The organism is Pseudomonas sp. Pseu.R1 (assembly GCF_045764065.1).
GTDB lineage: Bacteria > Pseudomonadota > Gammaproteobacteria > Pseudomonadales > Pseudomonadaceae > Aquipseudomonas.
In genome coordinates this window covers 4,561,662-4,585,679 of the sequence record NZ_JBJGEE020000001.1, presented here as the reverse complement: position 1 = coordinate 4,585,679, position 24,018 = coordinate 4,561,662, and the positions used below count along the sequence as shown (strand labels likewise).

21 protein-coding genes and 1 pseudogene are annotated in these 24,018 nt (G+C 60.1%); 8 read left to right on the top strand and 14 right to left on the bottom strand.

The annotated features are described in order from the left end of the window. Positions 1-170 precede the first annotated feature (170 nt). Positions 171-1,424: a serine hydroxymethyltransferase gene (gene glyA / locus ACI5GA_RS20950; protein ID WP_404639314.1), complete on the top strand. Its 1,254-nt coding sequence runs from the start codon at positions 171-173 to the stop codon at positions 1,422-1,424. Positions 1,425-1,613: 189 nt separating this feature from the next. Here glyA and yjiA read toward each other — a convergent pair whose 3' ends face one another. From yjiA to ACI5GA_RS20935, 3 genes are all read right to left on the bottom strand, one after another. After that, entirely contained in the window at positions 1,614-2,585 is a 972-nt protein-coding gene (gene yjiA, locus ACI5GA_RS20945; protein ID WP_421424128.1) for a GTPase, read from the bottom strand. Between the two features lie 108 nt (positions 2,586-2,693). Next, a complete protein-coding gene (locus ACI5GA_RS20940) occupies positions 2,694-2,891 on the bottom strand; it encodes a YbdD/YjiX family protein (RefSeq protein WP_404639310.1) in 198 nt (65 codons plus the stop codon). A gap of 26 nt (positions 2,892-2,917) precedes the next feature. After that, the gene (locus ACI5GA_RS20935) at positions 2,918-4,987 is read right to left on the bottom strand and encodes a carbon starvation CstA family protein (protein ID WP_421424125.1); all 2,070 of its coding nucleotides are present in this window, start codon (positions 4,985-4,987) and stop codon (positions 2,918-2,920) included. A 139-nt stretch (positions 4,988-5,126) separates the two neighbouring features. Between ACI5GA_RS20935 and ACI5GA_RS20930 the strand changes: the two genes are divergently transcribed. Continuing rightward, positions 5,127-5,495 (top strand): PilZ domain-containing protein, encoded by a 369-nt coding sequence (locus ACI5GA_RS20930; protein WP_404639306.1) that lies wholly within the window; start codon positions 5,127-5,129, stop codon positions 5,493-5,495. 37 nt (positions 5,496-5,532) lie between these two features. Here the strand turns inward: ACI5GA_RS20930 and ACI5GA_RS20925 are convergent, their stop codons facing one another. The 3 genes from ACI5GA_RS20925 to radA form a co-directional block, all read right to left on the bottom strand. After that, positions 5,533-6,114 carry a hypothetical protein gene (locus tag ACI5GA_RS20925; RefSeq protein ID WP_421424123.1) on the bottom strand — a complete coding sequence of 194 codons (582 nt, stop codon included), beginning with the start codon at positions 6,112-6,114 and terminating at the stop codon, positions 5,533-5,535. Positions 6,115-6,130: 16 nt separating this feature from the next. Then, positions 6,131-6,739, bottom strand: coding sequence for a hypothetical protein (locus tag ACI5GA_RS20920; protein WP_256602076.1), 609 nt, complete (start codon positions 6,737-6,739; stop codon positions 6,131-6,133). 211 nt (positions 6,740-6,950) lie between these two features. Continuing rightward, positions 6,951-8,321 carry a DNA repair protein RadA gene (gene radA / locus ACI5GA_RS20915; protein WP_404639302.1) on the bottom strand — a complete coding sequence of 457 codons (1,371 nt, stop codon included), beginning with the start codon at positions 8,319-8,321 and terminating at the stop codon, positions 6,951-6,953. Positions 8,322-8,517: 196 nt separating this feature from the next. Between radA and mscL the strand changes: the two genes are divergently transcribed. Further along, positions 8,518-8,967, top strand: coding sequence for a large-conductance mechanosensitive channel protein MscL (mscL, locus tag ACI5GA_RS20910; RefSeq protein WP_404639300.1), 450 nt, complete (start codon positions 8,518-8,520; stop codon positions 8,965-8,967). Between the two features lie 57 nt (positions 8,968-9,024). Here mscL and ACI5GA_RS20905 read toward each other — a convergent pair whose 3' ends face one another. Then, positions 9,025-9,801 (bottom strand): ferredoxin--NADP reductase, encoded by a 777-nt coding sequence (locus ACI5GA_RS20905; RefSeq protein WP_404639298.1) that lies wholly within the window; start codon positions 9,799-9,801, stop codon positions 9,025-9,027. 362 nt (positions 9,802-10,163) lie between these two features. Between ACI5GA_RS20905 and ACI5GA_RS20900 the strand changes: the two are divergent. Further along, positions 10,164-10,373, top strand: a pseudogene (locus ACI5GA_RS20900) (helix-turn-helix domain-containing protein); the annotation flags it as partial. 175 nt (positions 10,374-10,548) lie between these two features. Beyond that, a complete protein-coding gene (locus tag ACI5GA_RS20895) occupies positions 10,549-11,673 on the top strand; it encodes a methyltransferase (RefSeq protein WP_404639296.1) in 1,125 nt (374 codons plus the stop codon). Positions 11,674-11,813: 140 nt separating this feature from the next. Here the strand turns inward: ACI5GA_RS20895 and ACI5GA_RS20890 are convergent, their stop codons facing one another. The 5 genes from ACI5GA_RS20890 to choX form a co-directional block, all read right to left on the bottom strand. Next, positions 11,814-11,969 (bottom strand): DUF2474 domain-containing protein, encoded by a 156-nt coding sequence (locus ACI5GA_RS20890; protein ID WP_404639294.1) that lies wholly within the window; start codon positions 11,967-11,969, stop codon positions 11,814-11,816. 12 nt (positions 11,970-11,981) lie between these two features. After that, complete coding sequence (gene cydB / locus ACI5GA_RS20885; RefSeq protein ID WP_404639292.1) at positions 11,982-12,989, bottom strand: cytochrome d ubiquinol oxidase subunit II; 1,008 nt, start codon at positions 12,987-12,989, stop codon at positions 11,982-11,984. A 3-nt stretch (positions 12,990-12,992) separates the two neighbouring features. Beyond that, on the bottom strand, positions 12,993-14,432 hold the full coding sequence (locus tag ACI5GA_RS20880) for a cytochrome ubiquinol oxidase subunit I (RefSeq protein ID WP_404639290.1): 1,440 nt from the start codon (positions 14,430-14,432) through the stop codon (positions 12,993-12,995). Between the two features lie 368 nt (positions 14,433-14,800). Beyond that, positions 14,801-15,730 (bottom strand): alpha/beta hydrolase, encoded by a 930-nt coding sequence (locus tag ACI5GA_RS20875; protein WP_421424119.1) that lies wholly within the window; start codon positions 15,728-15,730, stop codon positions 14,801-14,803. 214 nt (positions 15,731-15,944) lie between these two features. Next, the gene (choX, locus tag ACI5GA_RS20870) at positions 15,945-16,859 is read right to left on the bottom strand and encodes a choline ABC transporter substrate-binding protein (RefSeq protein WP_404639362.1); all 915 of its coding nucleotides are present in this window, start codon (positions 16,857-16,859) and stop codon (positions 15,945-15,947) included. A 475-nt stretch (positions 16,860-17,334) separates the two neighbouring features. On the opposite strand from choX, the gene ACI5GA_RS20865 reads away from it, so the two are divergent. From ACI5GA_RS20865 to ACI5GA_RS20855, 3 genes are all read left to right on the top strand, one after another. After that, entirely contained in the window at positions 17,335-18,627 is a 1,293-nt protein-coding gene (locus tag ACI5GA_RS20865) for an NCS2 family permease (protein WP_404639286.1), read from the top strand. Continuing rightward, the gene (trmA, locus tag ACI5GA_RS20860; RefSeq protein ID WP_421424116.1) at positions 18,624-19,709 is read left to right on the top strand and encodes a tRNA (uridine(54)-C5)-methyltransferase TrmA; all 1,086 of its coding nucleotides are present in this window, start codon (positions 18,624-18,626) and stop codon (positions 19,707-19,709) included. Before ACI5GA_RS20865 ends, trmA begins: the two co-directional genes overlap by 4 nt. A gap of 250 nt (positions 19,710-19,959) precedes the next feature. Beyond that, positions 19,960-21,243 carry an MFS transporter gene (locus ACI5GA_RS20855; protein ID WP_421424114.1) on the top strand — a complete coding sequence of 428 codons (1,284 nt, stop codon included), beginning with the start codon at positions 19,960-19,962 and terminating at the stop codon, positions 21,241-21,243. Positions 21,244-21,378: 135 nt separating this feature from the next. Here ACI5GA_RS20855 and ACI5GA_RS20850 read toward each other — a convergent pair whose 3' ends face one another. Together ACI5GA_RS20850 and araD1 are read right to left on the bottom strand one after the other, a co-directional pair. After that, complete coding sequence (locus ACI5GA_RS20850) at positions 21,379-22,959, bottom strand: aldehyde dehydrogenase (NADP(+)) (protein WP_421424112.1); 1,581 nt, start codon at positions 22,957-22,959, stop codon at positions 21,379-21,381. A 10-nt stretch (positions 22,960-22,969) separates the two neighbouring features. Beyond that, positions 22,970-23,965 carry an AraD1 family protein gene (araD1, locus tag ACI5GA_RS20845; RefSeq protein ID WP_421424110.1) on the bottom strand — a complete coding sequence of 332 codons (996 nt, stop codon included), beginning with the start codon at positions 23,963-23,965 and terminating at the stop codon, positions 22,970-22,972. Between the last annotated feature and the right edge of the window lie 53 nt (positions 23,966-24,018).

Genomic DNA, 24,018 nt, shown 5'->3' with positions numbered 1-24,018 from the left:
TTGAATGACCCTGCGCTTTCGCCAGCAAGCCGTCTCCCACAACGTCACGGGTCAGCCATTCAGGCACATGAAAACCGCTTGTCTGCGGCATGACCGCCTTTCATATGTCATATGAAACCCGATGCGGTAGAATGCCCCCCTTTTCAACTGCCCGATCCTCGAGGACCGCCATGTTCAGCCGTAATTTGACTATCGCCAAGTACGACTCCGACCTGTTTGCTGCTATGGAACAAGAAGCCAAGCGCCAGGAAGAGCACATCGAGCTGATCGCCTCGGAAAACTACACCAGCCCTGCGGTGATGGAAGCGCAAGGCTCGGTTTTGACCAACAAGTACGCTGAAGGCTACCCAGGCAAGCGTTACTACGGTGGTTGCGAATACGTCGACATCGTCGAGCAACTGGCCATCGATCGCGCCAAAGAGCTGTTCGGCGCTGACTACGCCAACGTCCAGCCGCACGCCGGTTCCCAGGCCAACAGCGCCGTTTACCTGGCACTGCTGAATGCAGGTGACACCATTCTGGGCATGAGCCTGGCCCACGGCGGTCACCTGACCCACGGCGCCAGCGTTTCTTCGTCCGGCAAGCTGTACAACGCTGTTCAGTACGGTATCGACGGCAACGGCCTGATCGACTACGACGAAGTCGAGCGCCTGGCGGTCGAGCACAAGCCAAAAATGATCGTTGCCGGTTTCTCGGCCTACTCGCAAGTGCTGGACTTCGCCCGTTTCCGCGCCATCGCTGACAAGGTTGGCGCTTATCTGTTCGTCGACATGGCTCACGTAGCCGGTCTGGTCGCCGCAGGCGTCTACCCGAACCCGGTGCCCTTCGCTGACGTTGTGACCACCACTACCCACAAAACCCTGCGCGGTCCACGTGGCGGCCTGATCCTGGCGCGCGCCAACGCCGACATCGAGAAGAAGCTGAACTCCGCGGTCTTCCCGGGCGGTCAAGGCGGTCCTCTGGAGCACGTGATCGCCGCCAAAGCGATCTGCTTCAAAGAAGCGTTGCAGCCTGAGTTCAAGGCGTACCAGCAACAAGTCGTGAAGAACGCCAAGGCCATGGCCGCCGTGTTCATCGAGCGCGGTTTTGACGTCGTTTCCGGCGGTACTGAAAACCACCTGTTCCTGCTGTCCCTGATCAAACAGGACATTTCCGGTAAAGACGCCGACGCCGCGCTGGGTCGCGCCTTCATTACCGTGAACAAGAACTCCGTGCCAAACGACCCACGCTCCCCGTTCGTCACTTCCGGCCTGCGCTTCGGCACCCCGGCTGTGACCACTCGTGGCTTCAAGGAAGCAGAGTGCAAGGAACTGGCGGGCTGGATCTGCGACATCCTGGCTGACCTGAACAACGAGGCGGTGATCGACGCCGTTCGCGAGAAGGTCAAGGCCATCTGCGCCAAGCTGCCGGTTTACGGCGCTTGATAGCGGTTCGCTGATGTGAAAAGCCCGGCTCTTTAGCCGGGTTTTTTATTCAGGCGACGCCTTACCCTCCATGAAATACACACCCTGTGGGAGCCGGCTTGAACTGGCGAAAGCGGTGTCATTCAGCATAGAGGTGTTTGACCTGACGCTTTCGCCAGCAAGCCGGCTCCCACAAGGATTCGCTGTGCGTCAGTCCACAGCAACTCTGGCAAACCCCTCCCGAATCTTCTCTTCCGGTAACTCATCGGCGATGAACACCATCACGCTCTCGCGCTGTTCGTCTGCCCTCCACTCCACATCAAAGTCGAAGCCATACAGCTTCAACACGCCCTGAAACACCAACTTGCGGTCTTCACCGGCAATGTTCAGCACGCCTTTGTAGCGCAACAGTTGTTTGCCGTGGGCTTCCAGCAGGTCATTCATGAACTCGCTGAGTTTGTCGATATCCAGGGCCTTGTCGCTGCGCAGCACCAGGCTGCTGATGCGGTCGATCGAACGCCCCGAAGGCGCGGCCGGACGCAGCAACATGCCGCCGACATCGGCGTTGAGGTTGAAGCCGCGCACGTCGAGTAATTCGGCCAGATCGATCTTGCCGTGCTCGACTACACGAACCGGTGCCCGGCGGTTAATGCGGGTCAGGCGCTCGCTCAGGGCCTTGAACGTTGCTTCATCCACCAGATCGGTCTTGCTCACCAGCAGGCGGTCGGCAAAGCCGATCTGAGCCTGGGCGATGGTCTGTTCCAGATGGGTGTCGGCGTGGGCTGCGTCGACCAGCGTGATGATGCCATCGAGGATGTAACGCTCACGCAGTTCTTCGTCGATGAAAAAGGTTTGCGCCACAGGGGCCGGGTCGGCCAGGCCTGTGCATTCGATCACCAACCGGTCGAAGAAGATCTCGCCGCTGTCCAGCCGCTCAAGCAGCAGCACAAGGGCCTTGGTGAGATCGGTGTGAATGGTGCAGCACACACAGCCGTTGGACAGGGTCATGACTTGCACGGGCTCATCGCCCAGCAACTGGGTATCGACCCCGGCATCACTGAATTCGTTTTCGATCACGGCGATTTTCAGGCCGTGCTCTTCTTTGAGGAGGTGACGCAGCAGCGTGGTCTTGCCTGCGCCGAGAAAGCCACTCAGGACGGTGACGGGGATGGGTGTGAACAAAACAGATATCTCCAATACAACGCAAATCTGTGGCAATACGACGGATTAATGTGGGAGCCGGCTTGCTGCGGGCGGCTCCCACGCGTGTAAAGCGGTGTTATCGACCTATCAACAACACTTCGGCCCACCCTTGCCGCCGTAACGCGCATCCTGGCGTTCCCGAAAGAACACCTCGTACGACATCACCGGTTTGTCCGGGTGTTTGGTCTGCATATGTTCGACGTAGGTGTCGTAGTCCGGCATGCCGACCATCAGACGCGCCGCCTGACCCAGATACTTACCCAGCCGACTCAAGTCATTGAACATACACAACTCCTCGCGTCAGCGCGCACTCAATGGGTTTTAGGGAAGGCCTGGAACGGCGCTTCCTTGTCGGTACGCTCTTGCTTGACCCACGCCGCGCGACCGACCTTGATCGCATAGAACAGGATGCTCAGCACCACGAACAGGAACAGCGTGGTCAGCGCCGCGTTGGTGTACGCATTGAAGATCACGTGCTGCATCTGCTCCATGGATTTGGCCGGGGCCAACACTTGACCGGCGTCTGCCGCCGCGCTGTATTTCTTGGCCAGAGCCAGGAAGCCAACCGCAGGGCTTGGGTCGAACAGCTTGATGAAGCCCGCTGTCACGGTGCAGATCAGCAGCCACGACGCCGGGAGAATCGTCACCCACGCGTACTGTTGACGCTTCATTTTGATCAGCACCACGGTGGCCAGCATCAGCGCGATACCGGCCAGCATCTGGTTGGAGATACCGAACAGCGGCCACAGGGTGTTGATACCGCCCAGTGGATCGATCACACCTTGATACAGCAGATAGCCCCACAGCGCGACGCAACCACCGGTGCCGATGGCGTTGGCGCTCCAGGATTCAGTGCGTTTGAGCGCTGGCACGAAGCTGCCCAGCAGGTCTTGCAGCATGAAGCGACCAGCGCGAGTACCCGCATCGACCGCTGTCAGGATAAACAGCGCTTCGAACAGAATCGCGAAGTGGTACCAGAACGCCATGGTGTTCTGACCCGGGAAAGCTTGGTGCAGGATCTGCGCGATGCCGACAGCGAGGGTCGGCGCACCACCGGCACGGGCCAGAATGGTGTTTTCGCCGATGTCTTTGGCAGTGGCCACCAGTTGATCCGGCGTAATCACGAAGCCCCAACTGCTGACCATCTGCGCGACCGCGTTGACATCGGTGCCGACGATCGCCGCTGGGCTGTTCATGGCGAAGTACACGCCCGGCTCGATGACCGAGGCGGCGACCATGGCCATGATGGCCACGAACGATTCCATCAGCATGCCGCCGTAACCGATGTAACGGGCGTTGACCTCGTTATCCAGCAGTTTCGGCGTGGTGCCCGAAGAGATCAGCGCATGGAAGCCGGACACGGCGCCACAGGCGATGGTGATGAACAGGAACGGGAACAGCGTCCCTTTCCAGACCGGGCCCGAACCGTCGGTGAACTGGGTCAGCGCAGGCATTTTCAGCTCGGGCGCCAGAATCAGGATGCCGATGGCCAGCGCGACGATGGTGCCGATTTTCAGGAAGGTCGACAGATAATCGCGCGGTGCCAGCACCAGCCAGACCGGCAGCATCGCGGCGACGAAGCCGTAACCTACGAGCATCCAGGTGATCTGCACGCCGGTGAACGTGAACAGGGGCGCCCATTCAGGGCTGGCGGCCACCTGACCGCCAATCCAGATCGACAGCAGCAACAGCCCCACGCCTACCACCGAAATCTCCCCGATTCGGCCCGGACGGATGAAGCGCATGTAGATGCCCATGAACATCGCGATCGGGATAGTCGCCATGACCGTGAACATGCCCCATGGGCTTTCGGCCAGGGCTTTGACCACGATCAACGCCAGCACCGCGAGGATGATGATCATGATCAGGAAGCAGCCGAACAAGGCTATGGTGCCGGGAATGCGGCCCATTTCCTCACGGACCATGTCGCCCAGCGAGCGGCCATTACGGCGGGTGGAGAGGAACAGGATCATGAAGTCCTGAACCGCACCGGCTAATACCACACCGGCGATGAGCCAGAGGGTGCCAGGCAGATAACCCATTTGCGCGGCCAGCACCGGGCCGACCAGCGGACCTGCGCCTGCGATGGCGGCGAAGTGGTGACCGAAAAGAATGTGTTTGTTGGTCGGCACGTAGTCCAGACCGTCGTTGTTCAGCACCGCCGGGGTGGCCCGGGTCGGATCGAGTTGCATGACACGATTGGCGATGAACAGGCTGTAGTAGCGATAAGCGACCAGATAAATGGCAACCGCGGCGACCACGATCCAGAGTGCGTTGATTGCCTCTCCCCGACGCAATGCAACCACCCCCAGGGCGCAGGCCCCAAGAATCGCAACAATCAGCCAGGGCACATGGCGCAGCAGACTATTATTGTTTTTCATTTTTTATTTCCAGCTGAGTGGACTTGTTATTTGACCAGCCTTTGGAGTTTAGCGCCGCTGAAGCGAAAGGCCACCCCCAACAATGGTCTAGCCTATAGTCTATGCACTCGCCGCCACACGGCTCAGGAGAAGTCGAGTCATGACAGATTCCCACGAAGAGCGTCGCCGTTTTAAACGTATCTCGTTCGATGCCAGGACCGAGCTGACTCAGGGCCAGAAAAGCTGGCCTGTGCACCTCATCGATCTTTCTCTAAAGGGATTGCTGATCGAACGCCCGTCGCCCTGGCTGGGCAATCCGGACGAACCGTTCATCGTCGACATTCATTTGAATGTGGATATCGACGTGCAGATGGAAGTGAGGCTGACCCACGACGACCACAATCATCTGGGTTTTGTCTGCGAGCACATCGGGCTGGAGTCAGTGACGCATTTGCGCAGGCTAGTGGAGTGGAATCTGGGTGATCCCAAAGAGCTGGAGCGCGAACTGGCGGCGCTGATCGAGGTATGAGGCACGGGGCTGGCCCCGTGCCTGCTGATTGGTCCGCTTAGATCAGCTTCTGTTTGACCGCTTCTTCCAGCGAGCTTTGCGTCAGGTGCTGGATGATGCCGTCCGGCGACTGGTTGAACGGCAGCGCGAACACCAGCAACAATTGCATCCAGGTCGTGACCGTCTCACTCTTCTCGACACGGCCGAGCGTTTTTCCGTCGCGGTCCTTGTACACCGTTTCCAGAACCAGCTTGTTGTCGAACGTGGTCGGGATCACGTAAAGGGTGGCACCGGTCAGGATCGCACTGGCAAAACTGCCGGTTTCCTGATTGCGCAGCGTGGCGTAGACATACACATCCGACTCGGTCTTGTCGGTGGTCACGCTCTGGAAGCGCTCGGACTGTTTGACGTTATCGACGAACACCTTTTCCCACGCCGCCGGGCTGGTGCCGCCCGGCGTCTGCTGGCCATTCATCGTGTGCAGGGTGGTGAACCGAATGTAGGCCGAAGGCTTGGCTGCCGCTTCCTTGTTCGGCAACGGCCAGTTTTGCACCACGGGCAAATCATGTTGCGAGTACGACACGCAGCCCGTCAGCGATACCCCAACCAGCAACAACAGCGTTTTCAACGTGCGCTTCATATTCTGTCGAATCCTTTCAGTGAGCATTCAATTGCGTGACAGCGTCGTCTGTCAGCTTGGTGATCAACGCGCGCAGTTGTGGACTGCCCAGACCGGGCGCTGCGTAATCGGGATCGAACAATCCGACGTTGCGTGGCTGATCGACTCGCTGCATCGACTTGGCCAGCGTTTTGCCCGTGCGATCCTCGATGCTCAGTTCGCCCGCCAGATCATAGGTGTCGACGTAAACCGGGCCGTTGACCCAGATGTAGATCGTCAACGTCAGCAAAGCCCCCGGAAAGTAAGCCGGGTGCGGCGTGCGTTTGCCGTGCAAGGAGGTCAGGTTGAATTTCAGCAGAACGTCCTGATCACCCAGTTTTGCCGGAAACACCGACAGGTCTTTGAAGTAACCGGCGCTTTCCAGGTAGTGATTGATCTGGTCCGTCAGTTGACGACTCGCGTTCTTGCGCAGGTCGTCGTTGATATCAGGGGCGGAAATGACCACATCCGACATCTGCGCAACACGAGGACTGCTGACCGAGGCTGCCTTTTCAGGCTCGCCCAGAGGGCCGTAGGTATTGAAAGAAAAACAGCCCGTCAGCGAAAGCATCGCGCTCAACAGCAAAAAACAAGAAACCCGTTTCACAGCCAACATCCTTATTTCGGGCGAACAGCCGTGCGTATCGGTCCAGAGCACCGACGCGGCAATATTCAAATCTGAGGGAGGGGGAGTAACCAGAGCAACGCGGAAGAGTGCGCCAGCGAAACCACGGGCGCGATATTAATGTGACATCATTATGGCGTCAATTTTTCAGTCGCGTTATCGAGCCATCGCCGACGAGTCGGCCGCCATCGCTCTACTCCTCGAACAGCGCATCCAGCGCCTGATCCAGCCGGGTCACGGCCACCACGGTCAGTCCGGGCGGCGCCTCCTTCGGTGCGTTGCCTTTCGGCACGATGGCACGTTTGAAGCCATGCTTGGCCGCCTCCTTCAAGCGCTCCTGACCACTGGGCACCGGACGCACTTCCCCTGACAACCCCACTTCGCCGAACACCAGCAAATCCCCCGGCAGGGCGCGATTGCGCAGGCTCGACATGACGGCTGCCATCAACGCCAGATCAGACGCGGTTTCCAGCACCTTCACCCCACCGACCACATTGAGGAACACGTCCTGATCGTGGGTCGGAATGCCGCCGTGGCGATGCAGCACCGCCAGCAGCATCGACAGCCGGTTCTGATCCAGACCGAGGGTCACGCGGCGCGGGTTGGACAGATGGCTGTCGTCGACCAGCGCTTGCACCTCCACCAGCATTGGCCGGGTGCCTTCCCACGTGGCCATGACCACGCTGCCTGCGACCGCTTCCTGGGCGCGGGTCAGAAAAATCGCTGAAGGGTTGGAGACCTCTTTCAGGCCCTTGTCGGTCATGCCGAACACGCCCAGTTCGTTGACCGCACCGAAACGGTTTTTCACCGCCCGCAGCAAACGCAGACGCCCGTCAGACTCGCCTTCGAAATACAGCACCGTGTCGACCATGTGTTCGAGCACGCGAGGTCCGGCCAATGCGCCCTCTTTGGTCACGTGGCCGACCAGAAAGATCGCCGTACCGCTCTGTTTCGCGTAACGCACCAACAACGCAGCACTTTCCCTCACTTGGGACACGCCGCCCGGTGCCGATTGCAGTTGCTCAGTGAAAATGGTCTGGATCGAGTCGATCACCATGACTTTCGGCTGTTCGATACGGGCTGTGGCGATGATGGTTTCGATGCTGGTCTCGGTCATCACCCGCAGCTTGTCCTGCGGCAAACTCAAGCGGCGGGCGCGCATGGCGACCTGTTGTTGCGACTCTTCGCCCGTCACATACAGCGCTGGCATGCGCTCGGCGATGGCGCAGAGGGTTTGCAGCAAAATGGTCGACTTGCCGATACCGGGGTCACCGCCGATCAGCACCACCGAGCCATCGACCAGACCGCCGCCGAGGACACGGTCCAGTTCTGCCGAGTTGGTGGAGAAACGCGGGATCTCCTCGACACTGACCTCTGCCAGCGTCTTGATCTGCGCCTGCTGCCCCGCCCATCCGCCACGCCCCGCTGGCGCCGCTGCGCCGCCGCTCTCGATCATGGTCTCGGTCAGCGTGTTCCAGGCGCCGCATTCGCCGCACTGCCCGGCCCACTTGGGAAAGGTCGCGCCACACTCCGTGCAGCCATACATGCGTTTGGCCTTGGCCATGGAACCCCCGCAGCAAAAAAGGGCAATCATACCCCATGCCTCACATCAGGGTTTATCCAAGGAGTCTGAGGCGGGTTTCTGGATCATTCGATAAAACTAACGCGCCACGGTCCGGTCGATTGAATGGATTACGCGAGATGCAGGTCACTGACTTACACTGCATCTACCACCCTCATCTGTAACAAAGGAATACACCATGAGCGTACTGAGCGAGTTCAAAGCCTTTGCCGTCAAAGGAAACGTGGTCGATATGGCCGTCGGGATCATCATTGGCGCGGCATTCGGCAAGATCGTTTCGTCGTTCGTCGGCGATGTCATCATGCCGCCCTTGGGGCTGCTGATTGGCGGCGTGGACTTCAGTGATTTGGCTATCACCTTGCGCGCCGCAGAAGGAACGGCTCCGGCCGTTGTTCTGGCCTACGGCAAATTCATCCAGACCGTGATCGACTTTCTGATTGTGGCGTTCGCCATTTTCATGGGTGTGAAAGCGATCAACCGTCTGAAACGCGAAGAGGCCAAGGCGCCATCCGTTCCGCCAGCACCAACGCCACAGGAAACCTTGCTGACCGAGATCCGCGACCTGCTTAAAGAACAGAACAGCAAACCGGCTGCGCCGCTGCCGGTGAATCCTGATCGGTTGGTTTGACGCGCTGTTTCTACCCGAAGGGCGTAGGAGCGTGGCCAGAATCAAAAGCCAGTATCTTTACCAATAATTCTCCACCGCCACCTGACCCGGCTTACGGGTCAGGGCCAGGCGCATGTCGCGAGTTTTGAGCAGCGCGCGGGTGTCGTCGATCATTTGCGGGTTGCCACAGATCATCACCCGCGAATGCTCTGGCGACAGTTCAACCCCTGCGGCCTTCTCAAGCTCGCCGTTCTCGATCAGTGTGGTGATGCGACCGTGCAGCGCGCCAGGATGCTCTTCACGGGTCACCGTCGCGATGAACTGAAACTTGTGGGCATACTCGGCCAGGTACTCGCGTTGCGTGAGTTCGGCGATCAGTTCCTGATACGCCAGTTCCTTCGCCTCCCGCACGCTGTACACCAGAATGATGCGCTCGAACTTCTCCCACACTTCGAAGTTCTGCAGGATCGACAGAAACGGCGCAACGCCCGTGCCCGTGGACAACATCCACAGGTCGCGTCCATCGGTGAAGCGGTCGAGGGTCAGGTAACCCGTGGCCTGTTTCTCCACCATCACGGTGTCGCCCTCGCGCAGCCGACTCAGCTCACTGGTGAACTCGCCGCCTGGCACCACGATAGAGAAAAACTCCAGAAATTCGTCGAAGGGTGATGACACCACCGAATACGCCCGCCATACCGTACTGCCGTCGGCTTTGGTCACGCCCAGACGCGCAAATTGCCCTGCCGTGAAACGAAACCCCGGATCACGCGTGGTGCGCAGGGTAAACAGGCTCGGGGTCAACGGGGTCACGTCCAGCAGCGTTTGCCGGGTGAATTTTTCTGCACTGGCAGTCATGGGCGCGTCGGGCTCCTGTCGCTCACTCAATGACGCACAGTTTCCCGCAAACCGGGGCCGATAAACACCGCAGGTTTGTAGTGATATCCCTCGACGCCCGGTTGAGCACCTGCGTTTCTTAGAGTATTTCGCGATTGATGTTATCGCGACAAAAGATGAACGCCCCTTGGCCGTCGAGCTAACCCGTTGATAAAAAACGACCTGCTCGAAAGCTTCGCAGCCTCGTGAACTCCCCTCCGTCATCCCTCCACGAGCAGGGTACGCCCGTCAGCAGATTCCTTTTCTAGACTTCAAGAACAGGGCAGTCAGTCAAAACGGACATGGGGTGGGTGATGGACTACATGAAACTGGACCTGCTGCGCATGACGACTGCCAAACCACTGCTTCACAGGGGCCTGACGTCGCGAGAAATAGAGGTGCTCAAATGGTCAGCTGAAGGTAAAACGGCCGCTGAAGTGGCGCTGATTCTCAACGTGAAAATACGCACAGTGAACTTTCACATCAGCAGCGCGATTCGCAAAATGGGGGTCAGCAACAAAATATCGGCGGTAGTGCAGGCAGCATTGCACGGCGCCATTCCCATCATGGCAGTGGACGTCGAGGGTGGCGATACCCCTGAAAAGCCGCAGGTGCGCGAGCGCGAAAAACACGTAAAATCGCTGGTTTCGTGAGTCCGGTTGCAACGGCGCTTACATGACATCCGCCGCGTGCCCGATCACGTCGTCAACGAATGGAATTTTCCAGCACATGCCCCTGCTTACCACGCCCTTCGCCGAGCTCGATCTGATTCGCCAGCCAGAACAGTCGGATGAACCCCTGCAAGCATTCGACGCTGCGGACGAGTACCTGCTCAATCACGTGGCCCAGCACGGCGTAACGCTACAGACCCGCGTATTGATCCTCAACGACAGCTTCGGTGCGCTGGCCGCCAGCCTGGCCCCTCACGCCTCCGTATTCAGCAGCACCGATTCGTTTCTGGCGGTTCAGGCGCTGGAAAAAAACCTTGCCCGTAACGGCCAGGCGTATAACGCGGTGCCTGTGATCCCGGCCAGCGAGCCGTTGAACGGACCGTTTGACTGGGTGTTGATTCGCGTGCCAAAGACCCTGGCATTGCTGGAGGAACAACTGATTCGCCTGCAAGGCCAACTGGCACCCGGCGCACACGTCGTGGCGGCGGGCATGATCAAACACTTGCCGCGCTCGGCAGGCGAGTTGATGGAGGATTACATCGGTCCGGTGCAAGCCTCGCTGGCGGTCAAGAAGGCCCGATTGCTGTTCTGCACCCCCGAGCCGAAAGACTTCCAGCCCTCGCCCTTCCCGACGCGCTACACGCTGGACGCGCCGAAAATCGAACTGGTCAACCACGCCAACGTGTTCTGTCGCGACGGGCTGGACATTGGCACACGGGCATTCCTGCCGCACTTGCCGAAAAACCTCGGTTCAGCGCGGGTGGCGGATCTGGGCTGCGGCAATGGCGTGCTGGCGATTGCCAGCGCGTTGGCCAACCCGGATGCCCAGTACACGCTGGTAGATGAGTCGTACATGGCCGTGCAATCGGCGCAGGAAAACTGGCGGCTGGCACTGGGTGACCGTGAAGCGGTGATTCGCGCGGCCGATGGGCTTGAAGGCCAGGAACCGGACTCGCTGGACGTGGTGCTGTGCAATCCGCCGTTCCATCAGCAGCAAGTGGTCGGGGATTTTCTCGCCTGGCGGATGTTTCAACAGGCGCGTTCGGCATTGGTGACCGGCGGCGCGTTGTACATCGTCGGCAACCGGCATTTGGGCTACCACGCCAAACTGGCGCGGTTGTTTCGAGGCGTAGAACAAGTGGCGGCGACGCCGAAGTTCGTGATTCTCAAGGCCAGGAAGTAAATCTCACAGCTCCGGATACACCCTGTGGGAGCCGCCTTGGTGGCGAAGGCGAAGTGTCAGTTGGCATCAATTTATCTGACACACTGCTTTCGCCACCAAGGCGGCTACCACGAGGGTTCATCGTTGCGGCTGAGCGTTGATCAGTGCGTCTTCATCCCCGCCGCTGTCATGAACATCCGCAACAGGCTGGCGACAATGAACAGCGCCAGCACGCTGCCCGACCAGATCACCAGCAGCCAGCCCAAGCGCTGCCAGAGCGGCTTTTTCAGCGCAACGTCATCTTCTTCGTTCGTCATCGCCCTGCCCTTTTAGTGGTAGCCGTCTTCGTGGGTGACCTTGCCGCGGAACACGTAGTAGCTCCAGAAGGTGTACCCCAGAATGAACGGGATGATGAAAAGCGTGCCTACCAGGATGAAGCCTTGGCTCTGTGGCGGCGAAGCGGCGTCCCAGATCGAGATCGACGGCGGGATGATGTTCGGCCACAGGCTGATGCCCAGACCGCTGTAACCCAGGAAGATCAACACCAGCGTCAGCAGAAACGGCGTGTAGTGCGCGTTGCGCTGCACGGCCTTGAACAAACCGTACATGGTCACCAGCACCAACGCAGGCACCGGCATGAACCAGAACAGGTTCGGCAGGCTGAACCAGCGATCGGCGATGTCCTGATGCGCCAGTGGCGTCCACAGACTGACGATCGCCATGACCACCAACGTAGCGACAGCAAGCGGGCGCGCCAGATCGTGCATGGCCTTCTGCAAGCCGCCTTCGGTTTTCATGATCAGCCAGGTACAACCGAGCAACGCGTACGCAACGATCAGCGCCAGGCCGCAGAACAGCGAGAACGGCGTCAGCCAGTCCAGGCCGCCGCCTGCATAAGCGCGGTTGACCACCGGAATGCCATCGATGAACGCGCCCAGTGCCACGCCCTGGAAGAACGTTGCCACCAGCGAGCCGCCGATGAAGGCCTTGTCCCAAAGATGGCGTTTCTCGTCGGTCGCCTTGAAGCGGAACTCAAATGCCACGCCACGGAAAATCAGCCCGAACAGCATGAAGATCAGGGGCAGATACAAGGCCTCGAGCACGACGGAATAGGCCAGTGGAAACGCGCCAAACAAACCGGCTCCGCCCAACACCAGCCACGTCTCATTACCGTCCCAGACCGGTGCGACGGTATTCATCATCACGTCGCGGTCTGATTTGCCTTTGATGAACGGGAAAAGGATGCCAATCCCGAGGTCGAAGCCGTCCATGACGACATACATCATGATGCCGAAGATGATGATCACGGCCCAGATCAGTGGAAGATCGATACCCATGACTCAGTGCCCCTCGTGCAGGCGGTCTTTGTGGCCTTCTTCGGTGCCTTCGTCGGCAGCAGAGAGAGGACGTGCGGGTGTGCGTTTTTGACCTGGCCCGCCGTGCGGCAGATCGTCGCCCTCGTGGGTTTTCGGCCCTTTGCGCACCAGGCGCATCATGTAGCCGAAACCTGCGCCGAACAGCGCAAAATACACGACGACGAACAGCACCAGCGTCAGGGTCATCTGCCCCACGCTGTGATTTGACGACGCATCGGCGGTGCGCAGCAGGCCATAAACCACCCACGGCTGACGGCCGATTTCAGTGGTGAACCAGCCTGCCAGCAGCGCGATCAACCCCGACGGCCCCATGACCATAACCAGCCGCAGGAACCAGCGATTGCTGTACAACCCGCCGCGCCAGCGCAGCCAGGCACTCCATAGGCCCACGGCAATCATCAGCATGCCCAGACCGGCCATGATGCGGAACGACCAGAACACGATGGTGGAGTTGGGTCGGTCTTGCGGCGGGAATGATTTGAGCGCCGGAATCTGCTTATCGAGGCTGTGGGTAAGGATCAGACTGCCCAGATACGGCACTTCCAGCGCAAATTTGGTTTTCTCTTCTTTCATGTCCGGCCAGCCGAACAGGATCAGAGGCGTTGGCTCATCGCCGACGTTCTCCCAGTGGCCTTCGATGGCCGCGATCTTCGCCGGTTGATGCTCCAGGGTGTTTAACCCGTGGGCGTCACCGACCATCGCTTGAATCGGAGCAACGACCAGCGCCATCCACATGGCCATCGACAGCATGCGCCGAATCGCCGGATTGTCACGCCCGCGCAGCAAGTGCCAGGCTGCCGAGGCGCCGACGAAGAAGGCCGTTGCGACAAACGCAGCAATCGCCATGTGCGCCAGACGGAATGGGAACGACGGGTTGAAGATCACCGCCAGCCAGTCGACCGGAATCACGCGGCCGTCGACGATTTCGTAACCTTGCGGCGTCTGCATCCAACTGTTGGACGCCAGAATCCAGAAGGTGGAAATCAGCGTGCCAACCGCGACCATGACGGTTGAAAAGAAGTGCAGGCCACGGCCCACGCGGTTCCAACCGAACAGCATGACGCCCAGAAAACCCGCTTCGAGGAAGAAGGCCGTGAGCACTTCGTAGGTCAGCAAGGGGCCTGTGATGGCACCGGCAAAGTCGGAGAAACGGCTCCAGTTGGTGCCGAACTCGTAAGCCATGACCAGACCGGAGACCACGCCCATGCCGAAGTTGACGGCAAATATCTTCGACCAGAAGTGGTAGAGGTCGCGGTAGGTGTTGTCGTGGGTCTTGAGCCAGAGGCCTTCGAGCACCGCGAGGAAACTCGCCAGACCGATGGTGATGGCAGGGAACAGGATGTGGAATGAAACGGTGAACGCGAACTGCATTCGGGCGAGATCGAGCGCCTCTAAACCGAACATAGGTCTTCCTCTATCAGGTGATACCGGCTAGTGAGCGGCTGCCCCCCACGATGTATTGAGTTCAGCGTGACGCGTTCGTTCTTTTGGGTTTCGCGCTCAGATTCGGGTCGCAGGGGCCGTGTCAAGCCGACCGATCAACCAAAGGCCATTGCGCCCTTGATACAGGTCAACCGACCTTGAAAGAGTAGTCCCATTTCGGCGCATGAACTGCGTGGCCTTTTGTCGCGTGACGAGTTGCCTCACCCTTTGATGCAGAGCAGTTGGCGGGGGAGCGGATCAGATGAGTGGTAATGAATCTCCGGCATGTGATGGCGCGCTTTGGCTTCTGGCCGTAGGCCGTAGGCCGTAGGAACGAGTCTTGCCCGCGATCACAGTGAGCTGCGCAAAAAACCGAGCAGTGCCTTGACCAAGCGCTGATACAGCGTATCAACCTCCGGCACCTGCCCCTTGCCGCGCAGGCTGCCATGCACCAACCCCATGCCGGGATCGAACTCAGTCATAACCCCCGCCTCGCGCAACGCTCGTTCGTAGCAGAGCCCGTCGTCACGCAGCGGGTCGAACTGCGCAACCGCAATGAACGCAGGTGCAAGCCCACGAAAATCGGAGGCGTTGAGCGGCATCGCATAAGGCGAACGCTCGTCGTCCTTGAGGTAAAGCTGCCGATAAAACGTGAGGTCCGCCGTACTGAGCAGAGGCGCATCGGAACACTCACTGCGCGACGGCAGGTCATCACTGCCGCCCAGCCCCGGATAGACCAACACTTGCCCCACCGGCTGACGCTCGCCGGAATCGCGCAAGGCCAGACACACCGCTGCCGCCAGATTGCCCCCCGCGCTGTCTCCAGCGATGGCGATGCGATGCGGGTCGATATCCAGCCGTTGAGCTTGAATCTGTAGCGCGTGCCAGACCGCCAGGCAATCCCCAAAACCGGCGGGAAACGGATGCTCGGGGGCCAGACGATAATCCACAGCGATGACCACCGCATTCAGATCCACGGCCAGCGCTGCGGTGAGAAAATCATGAGAATCCAGATCTCCCACCACCCAGCCGCCGCCGTGCAGGTACACCACACAGGGCGCGAGTTGATCGAGGGGTAATTGATGAGGGCGATAAGCGCGCACAGGCACCCCCGCCAGGGTGAAATTTCGGACCTCCAGACGACGGGAACGAATAGGGGTGAAGGCCTCGCACATCCGAGAATAAGCACGGCGTTGCGCCGCGATTTCCAGCGAATCGACGCTGAAGCTGAGGGTTTTCTCGATGAACAGCGCCATTTCTGGCGAGAGCGGATAGCTCATTGCGTCCTCCCTTCTCCGATCACGCCGCATGAGGGTGCGTATCGAATGTCTCGGGCTGGATGCAATGCTTGTGGTAGCCGGCTTGCTGGCGAAAGCGGTGAATCAGTCATGAATTCATCGACTGACAGACGCCATTCGCCAGCAAGCCGGCTCCCACAACATAACCCAGCCGACAACGTTGTAACCGCCAAGCAAATAGCAACCCAACGCTCGATTACTTATTAACCGCCACCTGCACTGCCGCCGCTGCATCCTTGCCATCAAACGTGGTCACACCTTCCAGCCAGCGCTTCATGTCCTCCGGGTGATCCTTGAGCCATTGCTTGGCCACATCGTTCGGCGCCTTGCGGTCCATGATCGGCACCATCATCTGGCTTTCCTGAGCAGCGGTGAACTTCAGGTTGCTCATCAGCTTGTTGACGTTCGGGCAACGGGTCGCGTAGTCCGGAGCCGTGACCACGGATACGGTCGCAGCGCCTTCACCCGGACCGAACACGTCCTCGCTGCCCGTCAGGTAGGCGATTTTCATGTTGATGTTCATCGGGTGCGGGGTCCAGCCGACGAAGACGACCCACTCGTTACGCTTGGTCGCACGTTGCACGGCGGCAAGCATGCCCGCTTCACCGGACTCGACCAACTGAAAGCCACCCAGACCGAACTGGTTCTTCTCGATCATGCCTTTGATGTTGGCGTTGGCGCCGGTTCCCGGCTCAATGCCGTAGATCTTGCCGCCGAGTTTGTCTTTGAATTTGGCGATGTCAGCGAAGGTTTTCAGGCCGCCGTCGTACACGTATTGCGGCACTGCCAGAGTGGCCTGGGCGTCGCTCATGCTGGGGGTGTCGAAAACCTTGACCTGCTTGGCCTCGACGAAGGGCGCGATGTTCTTGTCCATCGCCGGTTTCCAGTAACCCAGGAACACGTCCAGACGATCATCGCGCAAGCCACCGAAGACGATCTGCTGTGCGGCGCTGGTCTGCTTGACCTCGTAACCCATGTTCTGCAGCAGCACCTCAGCCACTGCGCTGGTGGCGATCACGTCGGTCCAGTTGACCACCCCCATCCGCACGCTCTGACATTTGGCAGGCTCCGCTGCCGTTGATGCTGCCATGTAAGCGGTACTGCTCAGCATCAACACCGCGCAACTGATCTGGCGAATAATTCTGTTCATGCGTGCTCCTCGGGTCGGCTCGTTATTTTTAATCAGCTCTTTTCGGCAGTTTATTTCTAAGGCTTGAAGCCCCACGACAATGCATTGCTGCCGCGTTGATGCAAATTACGCAGCCGCCTTGCGAGCCAAACGCACCAGCGCGACCTGTGCTTGCACTGGGGCGACATTGGTAAAGGTAGCGGGTTGACACCACTCTATCCGCCAGCCACAGATTCCCGTGGGAGCCGGCTCCCACAGGAGAACGGGGCGCCTGACGAAATGACTATCCAGACAAATCCCATCCCCCGACCGGCACCCGCCCCCTTTGCGCAACGCTGCTGGTATGATGCGCGGCTTTTTGTGACTGGCAGAATTTGTGCAGGCTGTTTCGGCTCGCTGTGCTTTGCTGTTTTAGTCGATTTCATTAATGGCGCAATGCGTCACCGGGGAGCCACACATGCTGGAACGGCTGTTTCAACTCAGAGCACATAACACCAATGTGCGTACCGAAATTCTGGCCGGGGTCACGACGTTCCTCGCCATGGCCTACATCCTGTTCGTCAACCCGAGCATCCTCGGCGCGACCGGCATGGACAAGGGCGCCATCTTCGTCGCGACCTGTCTGGCAGCTGCCATCGGCTCCACGGTCATGGGCCTGATCGCCAACTACCCGATTGCCCTGGCGCCGGGCATGGGCCTGAACGCCTTCTTCACCTACACCGTCGTCCTGCACATGGGCCACACCTGGCAAGTGGCACTGGGTGCGGTGTTCATTTCGGCGGTGATGTTCTTCCTGCTGTCGATCTTTCGCATCCGTGAATGGATCATCAACAGCATTCCATTGCCGTTGCGGTCGGCCATTGCGGCCGGTATTGGCCTGTTTCTGGCGCTGATCGCCCTGCACAACGCGGAAATCGTGGTCAGCAACCCGGCCACCATGGTCGGTCTGGGTGATCTGGCCAAACCCGCACCGATCCTCGCGGCACTGGGTTTTGCCCTGATCGTGGGCCTGGAAGCCCTGAAAGTGCGCGGCGCGGTGCTGATCGGCATTCTGGCGGTGACCATCGTTTCGATCGTGCTGGGCTTCTCGCCGTTCGGTGGCGTGGTGTCGATGCCGCCATCGCTGGCGCCGACCTTCCTGCAACTGGACATCGCGGGCGCGCTGAACATCGGCCTGGTGAGCGTGATTTTCTCTTTCCTGTTCGTTGATCTGTTCGACAACTCCGGTACCCTGATCGGCGTTGCCAAACGCGCAGGCCTGATGGGCAAAGACGGCCACATGCCGAAAATGGGCCGCGCCCTGATCGCCGACAGCACCGCCGCCATGGCCGGTTCGCTGCTGGGCACCTCGACCACTACCAGCTACATCGAATCCGCTGCGGGCGTGAGCGCCGGAGGCCGCACCGGCCTGACCGCCATCGTCGTTGCCGTGCTGTTCCTGCTGGCACTGTTCTTCGCTCCGCTGGCCGGTAGCGTTCCCGCGTTCGCCACTGCCCCTGCGCTGTTGTTCGTCGCCGTGCTGATGACCTCGGGCCTGGCGGAAATCAACTGGGAAGACATCACCGAAGCCGCGCCTGTGGTGCTGACTGCGTTGGCGATGCCGTTCACCTACTCCATCGCCAACGGCATCGCCTTCGGCTTCATTTCCTGGACCGTGATCAAGCTGTTGTCAGGTCGTGGCCGTGAGCTGAATTCGGCGCTGGTCGTGCTGTCGATTCTGTTCGTGATCAAGTTGGGCTTCTACCCATGAGTGCTCCGTTCGACCCCGCCAACTACAGCCAGCAGCTCGACGAAAAGGCCCAGCGCCTGCGCGAGTTGCTCAAGCCGTTTGACGCGCCTGAACCGCAAGTCTTCGATTCGCCCCGCGAGCACTACCGCCTGCGTGCCGAATTCCGCCTCTGGCGCGAAGACGGCAAGCGTCACTACGCGATGTTCGCGCCCGGCGACAAATACGCGCCGATCCTGATCAACGATTTCCCCATCGCCAGTCAGCAGATCAACGCGTTGATGCCCGTGTTGCGTGATCGTTGGGAAGCCAGTCAGACGCTCAACCACAAGCTGTTCCAAGTGGATTTCCTGACCACATTGGCGGGCGACGGCATGGTTACGCTGTGTTACCACCGCCCGCTGGACAACACCTGGCAGCAAGAGGCCGAGCAACTGGCGAAGGATCTCAACGTCAGCGTGATTGGTCGCTCCAAGGGCCAACGTCTGGTCATCGGTCACGATTACGTGACGGAAGAACTGGACGTCGCTGGGCGCACCTTCAGCTATCGCCAGCCAGAGGGCGCGTTCACCCAGCCCAACGGCACCGTGAACCAGAAAATGCTGAGCTGGGCGTACGAGGCGTTGGGCGAGCGGGAAGATGACCTGCTGGAGCTGTATTGCGGCAACGGCAACTTCACCCTGCCGCTGGCGACCCGTGTGCGCAAAGTGCTGGCCACTGAGATCAGCAAGACGTCGGTCAACGCCGCGCTGAGCAATCTGGCGGACAACGCCGTGGACAACGTCACGCTGGTGCGTCTGTCTGCCGAAGAGCTGACCGAAGCGCTGAATGACGTGCGCCCGTTCCGTCGTCTGGCCGGTGTCGATCTGAAGAGCTACGACTTCGGTTGCGTGTTCGTTGATCCCCCACGTGCGGGAATGGACCCGGACACGTGCGAGCTGACCCGACGTTTCGACCGGATTCTGTATATTTCCTGCAACCCGGAAACCCTGGCCGCCAACATTGCGCAATTGCACGACACCCACCGGGTCGAGCGTTGCGCATTGTTCGATCAATTTCCGTATACGCACCATATGGAGTCGGGTGTGTTGTTGGTCAGACGCTGATCCGACAAACACCGCCGGACCTGTGGGAGCCGGCTTGCTGGCGAATGCAGTGTGTCAATCGACATTAATGTTTCTGACATCCCGCTTTCGCCAGCAAGCCGGCTCCCACAAGTTTCCTGTCAGCTCAATACCCGGCGGTCAGTCAACTAACAACGCACCATCCATCATTAAATTTCTGACAGTAAGAGGCATATACCTCCTTACCGGTGTATAACGGTCGGCCGTCTTTCGCTTCGATGGATGTCCTGCCTTGAGTTCCGATACGCCCGCCTCGTCTGCCTCTGAAAGCGCGCTCAAACTGCCCGGTTTCCTTGCCTTCCTGACTGCCCGCCTCGCTGCCGTGTTTGCCATGCAAATTCAGGCCGTCGTCGTCGCCTGGCAGGTCTACGACATGACCCGCGACCCGATTTCCCTCGCCTACGTGGGGCTGGCGCAGTTCATTCCGATGCTGTTGTTGCTGATGCCCGCAGGCGATCTGATCGACCGCTACGACCGCAAGTTGATCCTGGCCGTCAGTTGGACCGTACAAGCGCTGTGCAGCCTGATGCTGATGCTGTTCTCGGTCACCCACCATCAAGACACCCGCCTGATTTACGCGACCCTCGCCCTCTTCGGCTGCGCCCGCGCCTTCACCGGCCCGGCGCTGCAAAGCCTGCTGCCGCAAGTGGTGCCCCGCGAGAAGCTGGCGTCGGCGATTGCGACGAACAGCATGATCATGCGCATCGCCACTATTGCAGGTCCCTTGGTCGGCGGTGGTCTTTACGCTGCGGGTGGCGGTGGGCTGACGTACACCGTGTGCATGGCCAGCTTCATCGCGGGCGTGCTGTTGTTGATGCGGGTGCCGGTGCTGTTCGCCGGGAAGAAACAGATCCTTGAATCCACCGCCTGGAAGCGCTTCACCGCAGGCATTGCCTTCATTCGTTCGCGACCGATCATCCTCGGCACCATCTCGTTGGACCTGTTCGCGGTACTGCTGGGCGGTGTGGTGGCGTTGCTGCCGATCTACGCTCATGAAGTGCTGCATCTGGGGCCACAAGGGCTGGGGGCGCTGCGCAGTGCAATGAGTCTGGGTGAAGTCAGTACAGGGCTGTATCTGGCGGCGCGTCCGTTTGATCGCCATGTCGGGCTGGTGATGTTCATCGCCGTTGCGGTATTTGGCCTGGCCAATCTGGTGTTCGCCTTGTCGACGCTGTTCTGGCTGTCGTTGCTGGCGCTGATGATCGCCGGTGCGGCAGACATGGTCAGCGTCTACATTCGCTCGACGCTGGTGCAGTTCTCGACCCCGGACGACATGCGCGGCCGGGTGAACGCGGTGAACATGCTGTTCATTGGCTCGTCCAACGAGCTGGGTGAATTCCGCGCGGGCAGCAGCGCTGCGATGTTCGGCGCGGTGCCTGCGGCGGTGCTTGGTGGGCTGTGCACGCTGGGTGTGGTGGGGACCTGGATGTGGGGCTTCAAGCCGCTGCGGCAGGTGAATCACTTTGCCGATGCGTCGCCTACTGAGGTGACCGAGAAACAGACGGCGCGGGTTTGATCCCACTCCACAAGTGCATACCGTACTTGTGGGAGCCGGCTTGCTGGCGAATGCGTCGGATCAGTCACATCAATGCTGAATGACATACCGTATTCGCCAGCAAGCCGGCTCCCACAGGGTTGATCGGCGTTTGGGCTACAGCGCTGAATCAGTAATATCCCCATCCACCAACCGGCGAATCTTCAGCGGGTTGGCGTTTTGCAACGCCTCGGGCAGCAGGGCATCCGGGTAGTTCTGGAAACACACAGGGCGCAGGAAGCGGTCAATCGCCAGTGTCCCCACCGAAGTCCCCCGAGAATCCGAGGTCGCCGGATACGGTCCGCCATGGACCATCGCGTCACACACCTCCACCCCTGTCGGATAACCGTTGAGCAACACGCGCCCGACCTTCTCCTGCAACGCTTGCATCAGCCAGGCATGGCTCGTCAATTCAGCCGACTCGCCGATCACGGTAGCCGTCAGTTGGCCGCGCAATCCGTTTAGCGCCGCTTTCAACGTCGCCTCATCCTCGACTTCGATGACGATGGTGGTCGGACCGAACACCTCTTCCTGCAAAAGCTCATCCCCGTTGAGCAGCAGGCTCACGTCTGCCTTGAACAACTGCGGCTGCGCTTGTTTGCCTTGCTGTGGATGACCGGCCAAATGCGTCACTCCGCCGTGGCCATGCAAGTGCCCCAGCCCTTTGCTGTAGCTGACCAGCCCACCCGCGTTGAGCATGGTCTGCGGCGCCTGATCGTTCATGTTGGCGCTGAGCTGTTCAAGGAAACGGCTGAACGCAGGCGAACGCAGACCAATGACCAAACCGGGGTTGGTGCAGAACTGACCACAACCCAAGGTGACCGAAGCGGCCAGTTCCGAGGCGATCTTTTCGCCACGCACCGCCAACGCCTCGGGCAACACGAACACCGGGTTGATGCTCGACATCTCGGCGAACACCGGGATCGGCTGAGGACGCTCCGAAGCCATTTTCACCAGCGCGTTACCGCCCTTGAGCGAGCCGGTGAAGCCGACCGCTTGAATCAGCGGATGCTTGACCAGCCATTCGCCAACGCCATTACCGAAGATCATGCTGAACACGCCTTTGGGCATGCCGGTGCGCTCGGCGGCGCGGGTCACCGCTTCGGCCACGCGCTCGGCGGTGGCCATGTGGCCGCTGTGGGCCTTGACGATGACCGGGCAACCGGCGGCCAACGCGGACGCGGTATCGCCACCCGCCGTGGAAAACGCCAGCGGGAAGTTGCTCGCCCCAAACACCGCAACCGGGCCGACGCCGATGCGCACCTGACGCAAATCAGGGCGTGGCAGTGGCTGGCGATCCGGCAACGCGCGGTCGATCCGCGCGCCGTAGAAATCACCACGCCGCAGCACCTTGGCGAACAGGCGCATCTGGCCGCTGGTGCGACCGCGCTCGCCCTGGATGCGCCCGGCAGGCAAAGCGGTTTCGCGGCAAACGGTGGCCACGAAGTCATCGCCCAGCGCGTCCAGTTCATCGGCAATGACGTCGAGAAACTGCGCACGCGTTTCCGCTGGCAGGTTGCGATAGATTGGAAACGCTTCGGCAGCAGCTTTGGCGGCGGCTTCGACTTCGGCCTCGGTCGCCTGCACGAACGCATGCGGCAAGGCATCCCCGGTGGTGGCGTCGAGGCTGTTCAACCGCACCGAACCCTGCGCGCTGCGCTGCCCGGCGATGAAGTTGTGTCCTTGATTCGAAGACATCACACGCTCCTCAAAGGGTTTTGACCTGACCGATCGCCACCGGACGCGGGCCTTCGCCGATGCCATTTTCCAACGGCGCGCCGAACGCATCGAGGCTGATCTGGAAGCGGTCGCCAGGCTGGGTTTTCACGCCGTCGGCAAACGACAGCGTCGCCGTGCCGAAGTAATGAATGTGCACGTCCCCCGGACGCAGGAACTGCACGTACTTGAAGTGGTGGTATTCGAGGTTCGCCAGGCTGTGGCACATATTGTCCTCGCCGCTGAGGAATTCCTTCTCCCAGATCACTTCTCCATTGCGCTTGATGCGGCTCATGCCGGACAGGTGACGCGGCAGCTCGCCGATGCGTAGCTCAGGGCCGTAAGCGCAATAGCGCAGTTTGGAATGGGCGAGGTACAGGTAGTTACGGCGCTCCATGACGTGGTCGGAAAACTCGTTGCCCAGCGCGTAGCCGAGGCGGTACGGCTGGCCGTCGTCGCCGATGACGTAGAGGCCGGTCAACTCGGGCTCTTCGCCTGCGTCTTCGGCAAACGGCGGCACCGGGAAGTCCGCGCCGGGACGCACGACGATGCTGCCGTCGCCTTTGTAGAACCACTCCGGCTGCGCGCCGACCTGGCCTTGGGCGGGTTTGCCGCCTTCGATGCCCCATTTGAAGATTTTCATGGTGTCGGTCATGCCCGCTTCGACCTCACCGTCATGCTGGTGCATCTTGTCGCGAGCCGAGGCGCTGCCCAGATGGGTCAGGCCGGTGCCGCTGATCAGGCAGTGGGCCGGGTCTTCGTGATCCAGTGGCGGGAGAACCTGGCCGTTTTGCAGCAAGGCTAAGTAATCAGGACCAGACTCGGTGCCGCGTTTGCTGACTTCGGTTTGCAGAGAGTGTTGGCTGCGAATGGCGGCCAGAGCCAGTTCGCGGGTGCTGGTGGTATTGCGAACGACGTTGACCTGCGCACCTTCGACCACGCCGACCTGGCGTTGTCCGGTGCTGTTTTCGAATTGGATCAGGCGCATTGTTTGTCTCCAGAAGCCGGTCTTTCAAAAACACACGTGACGATCCTGTGGGA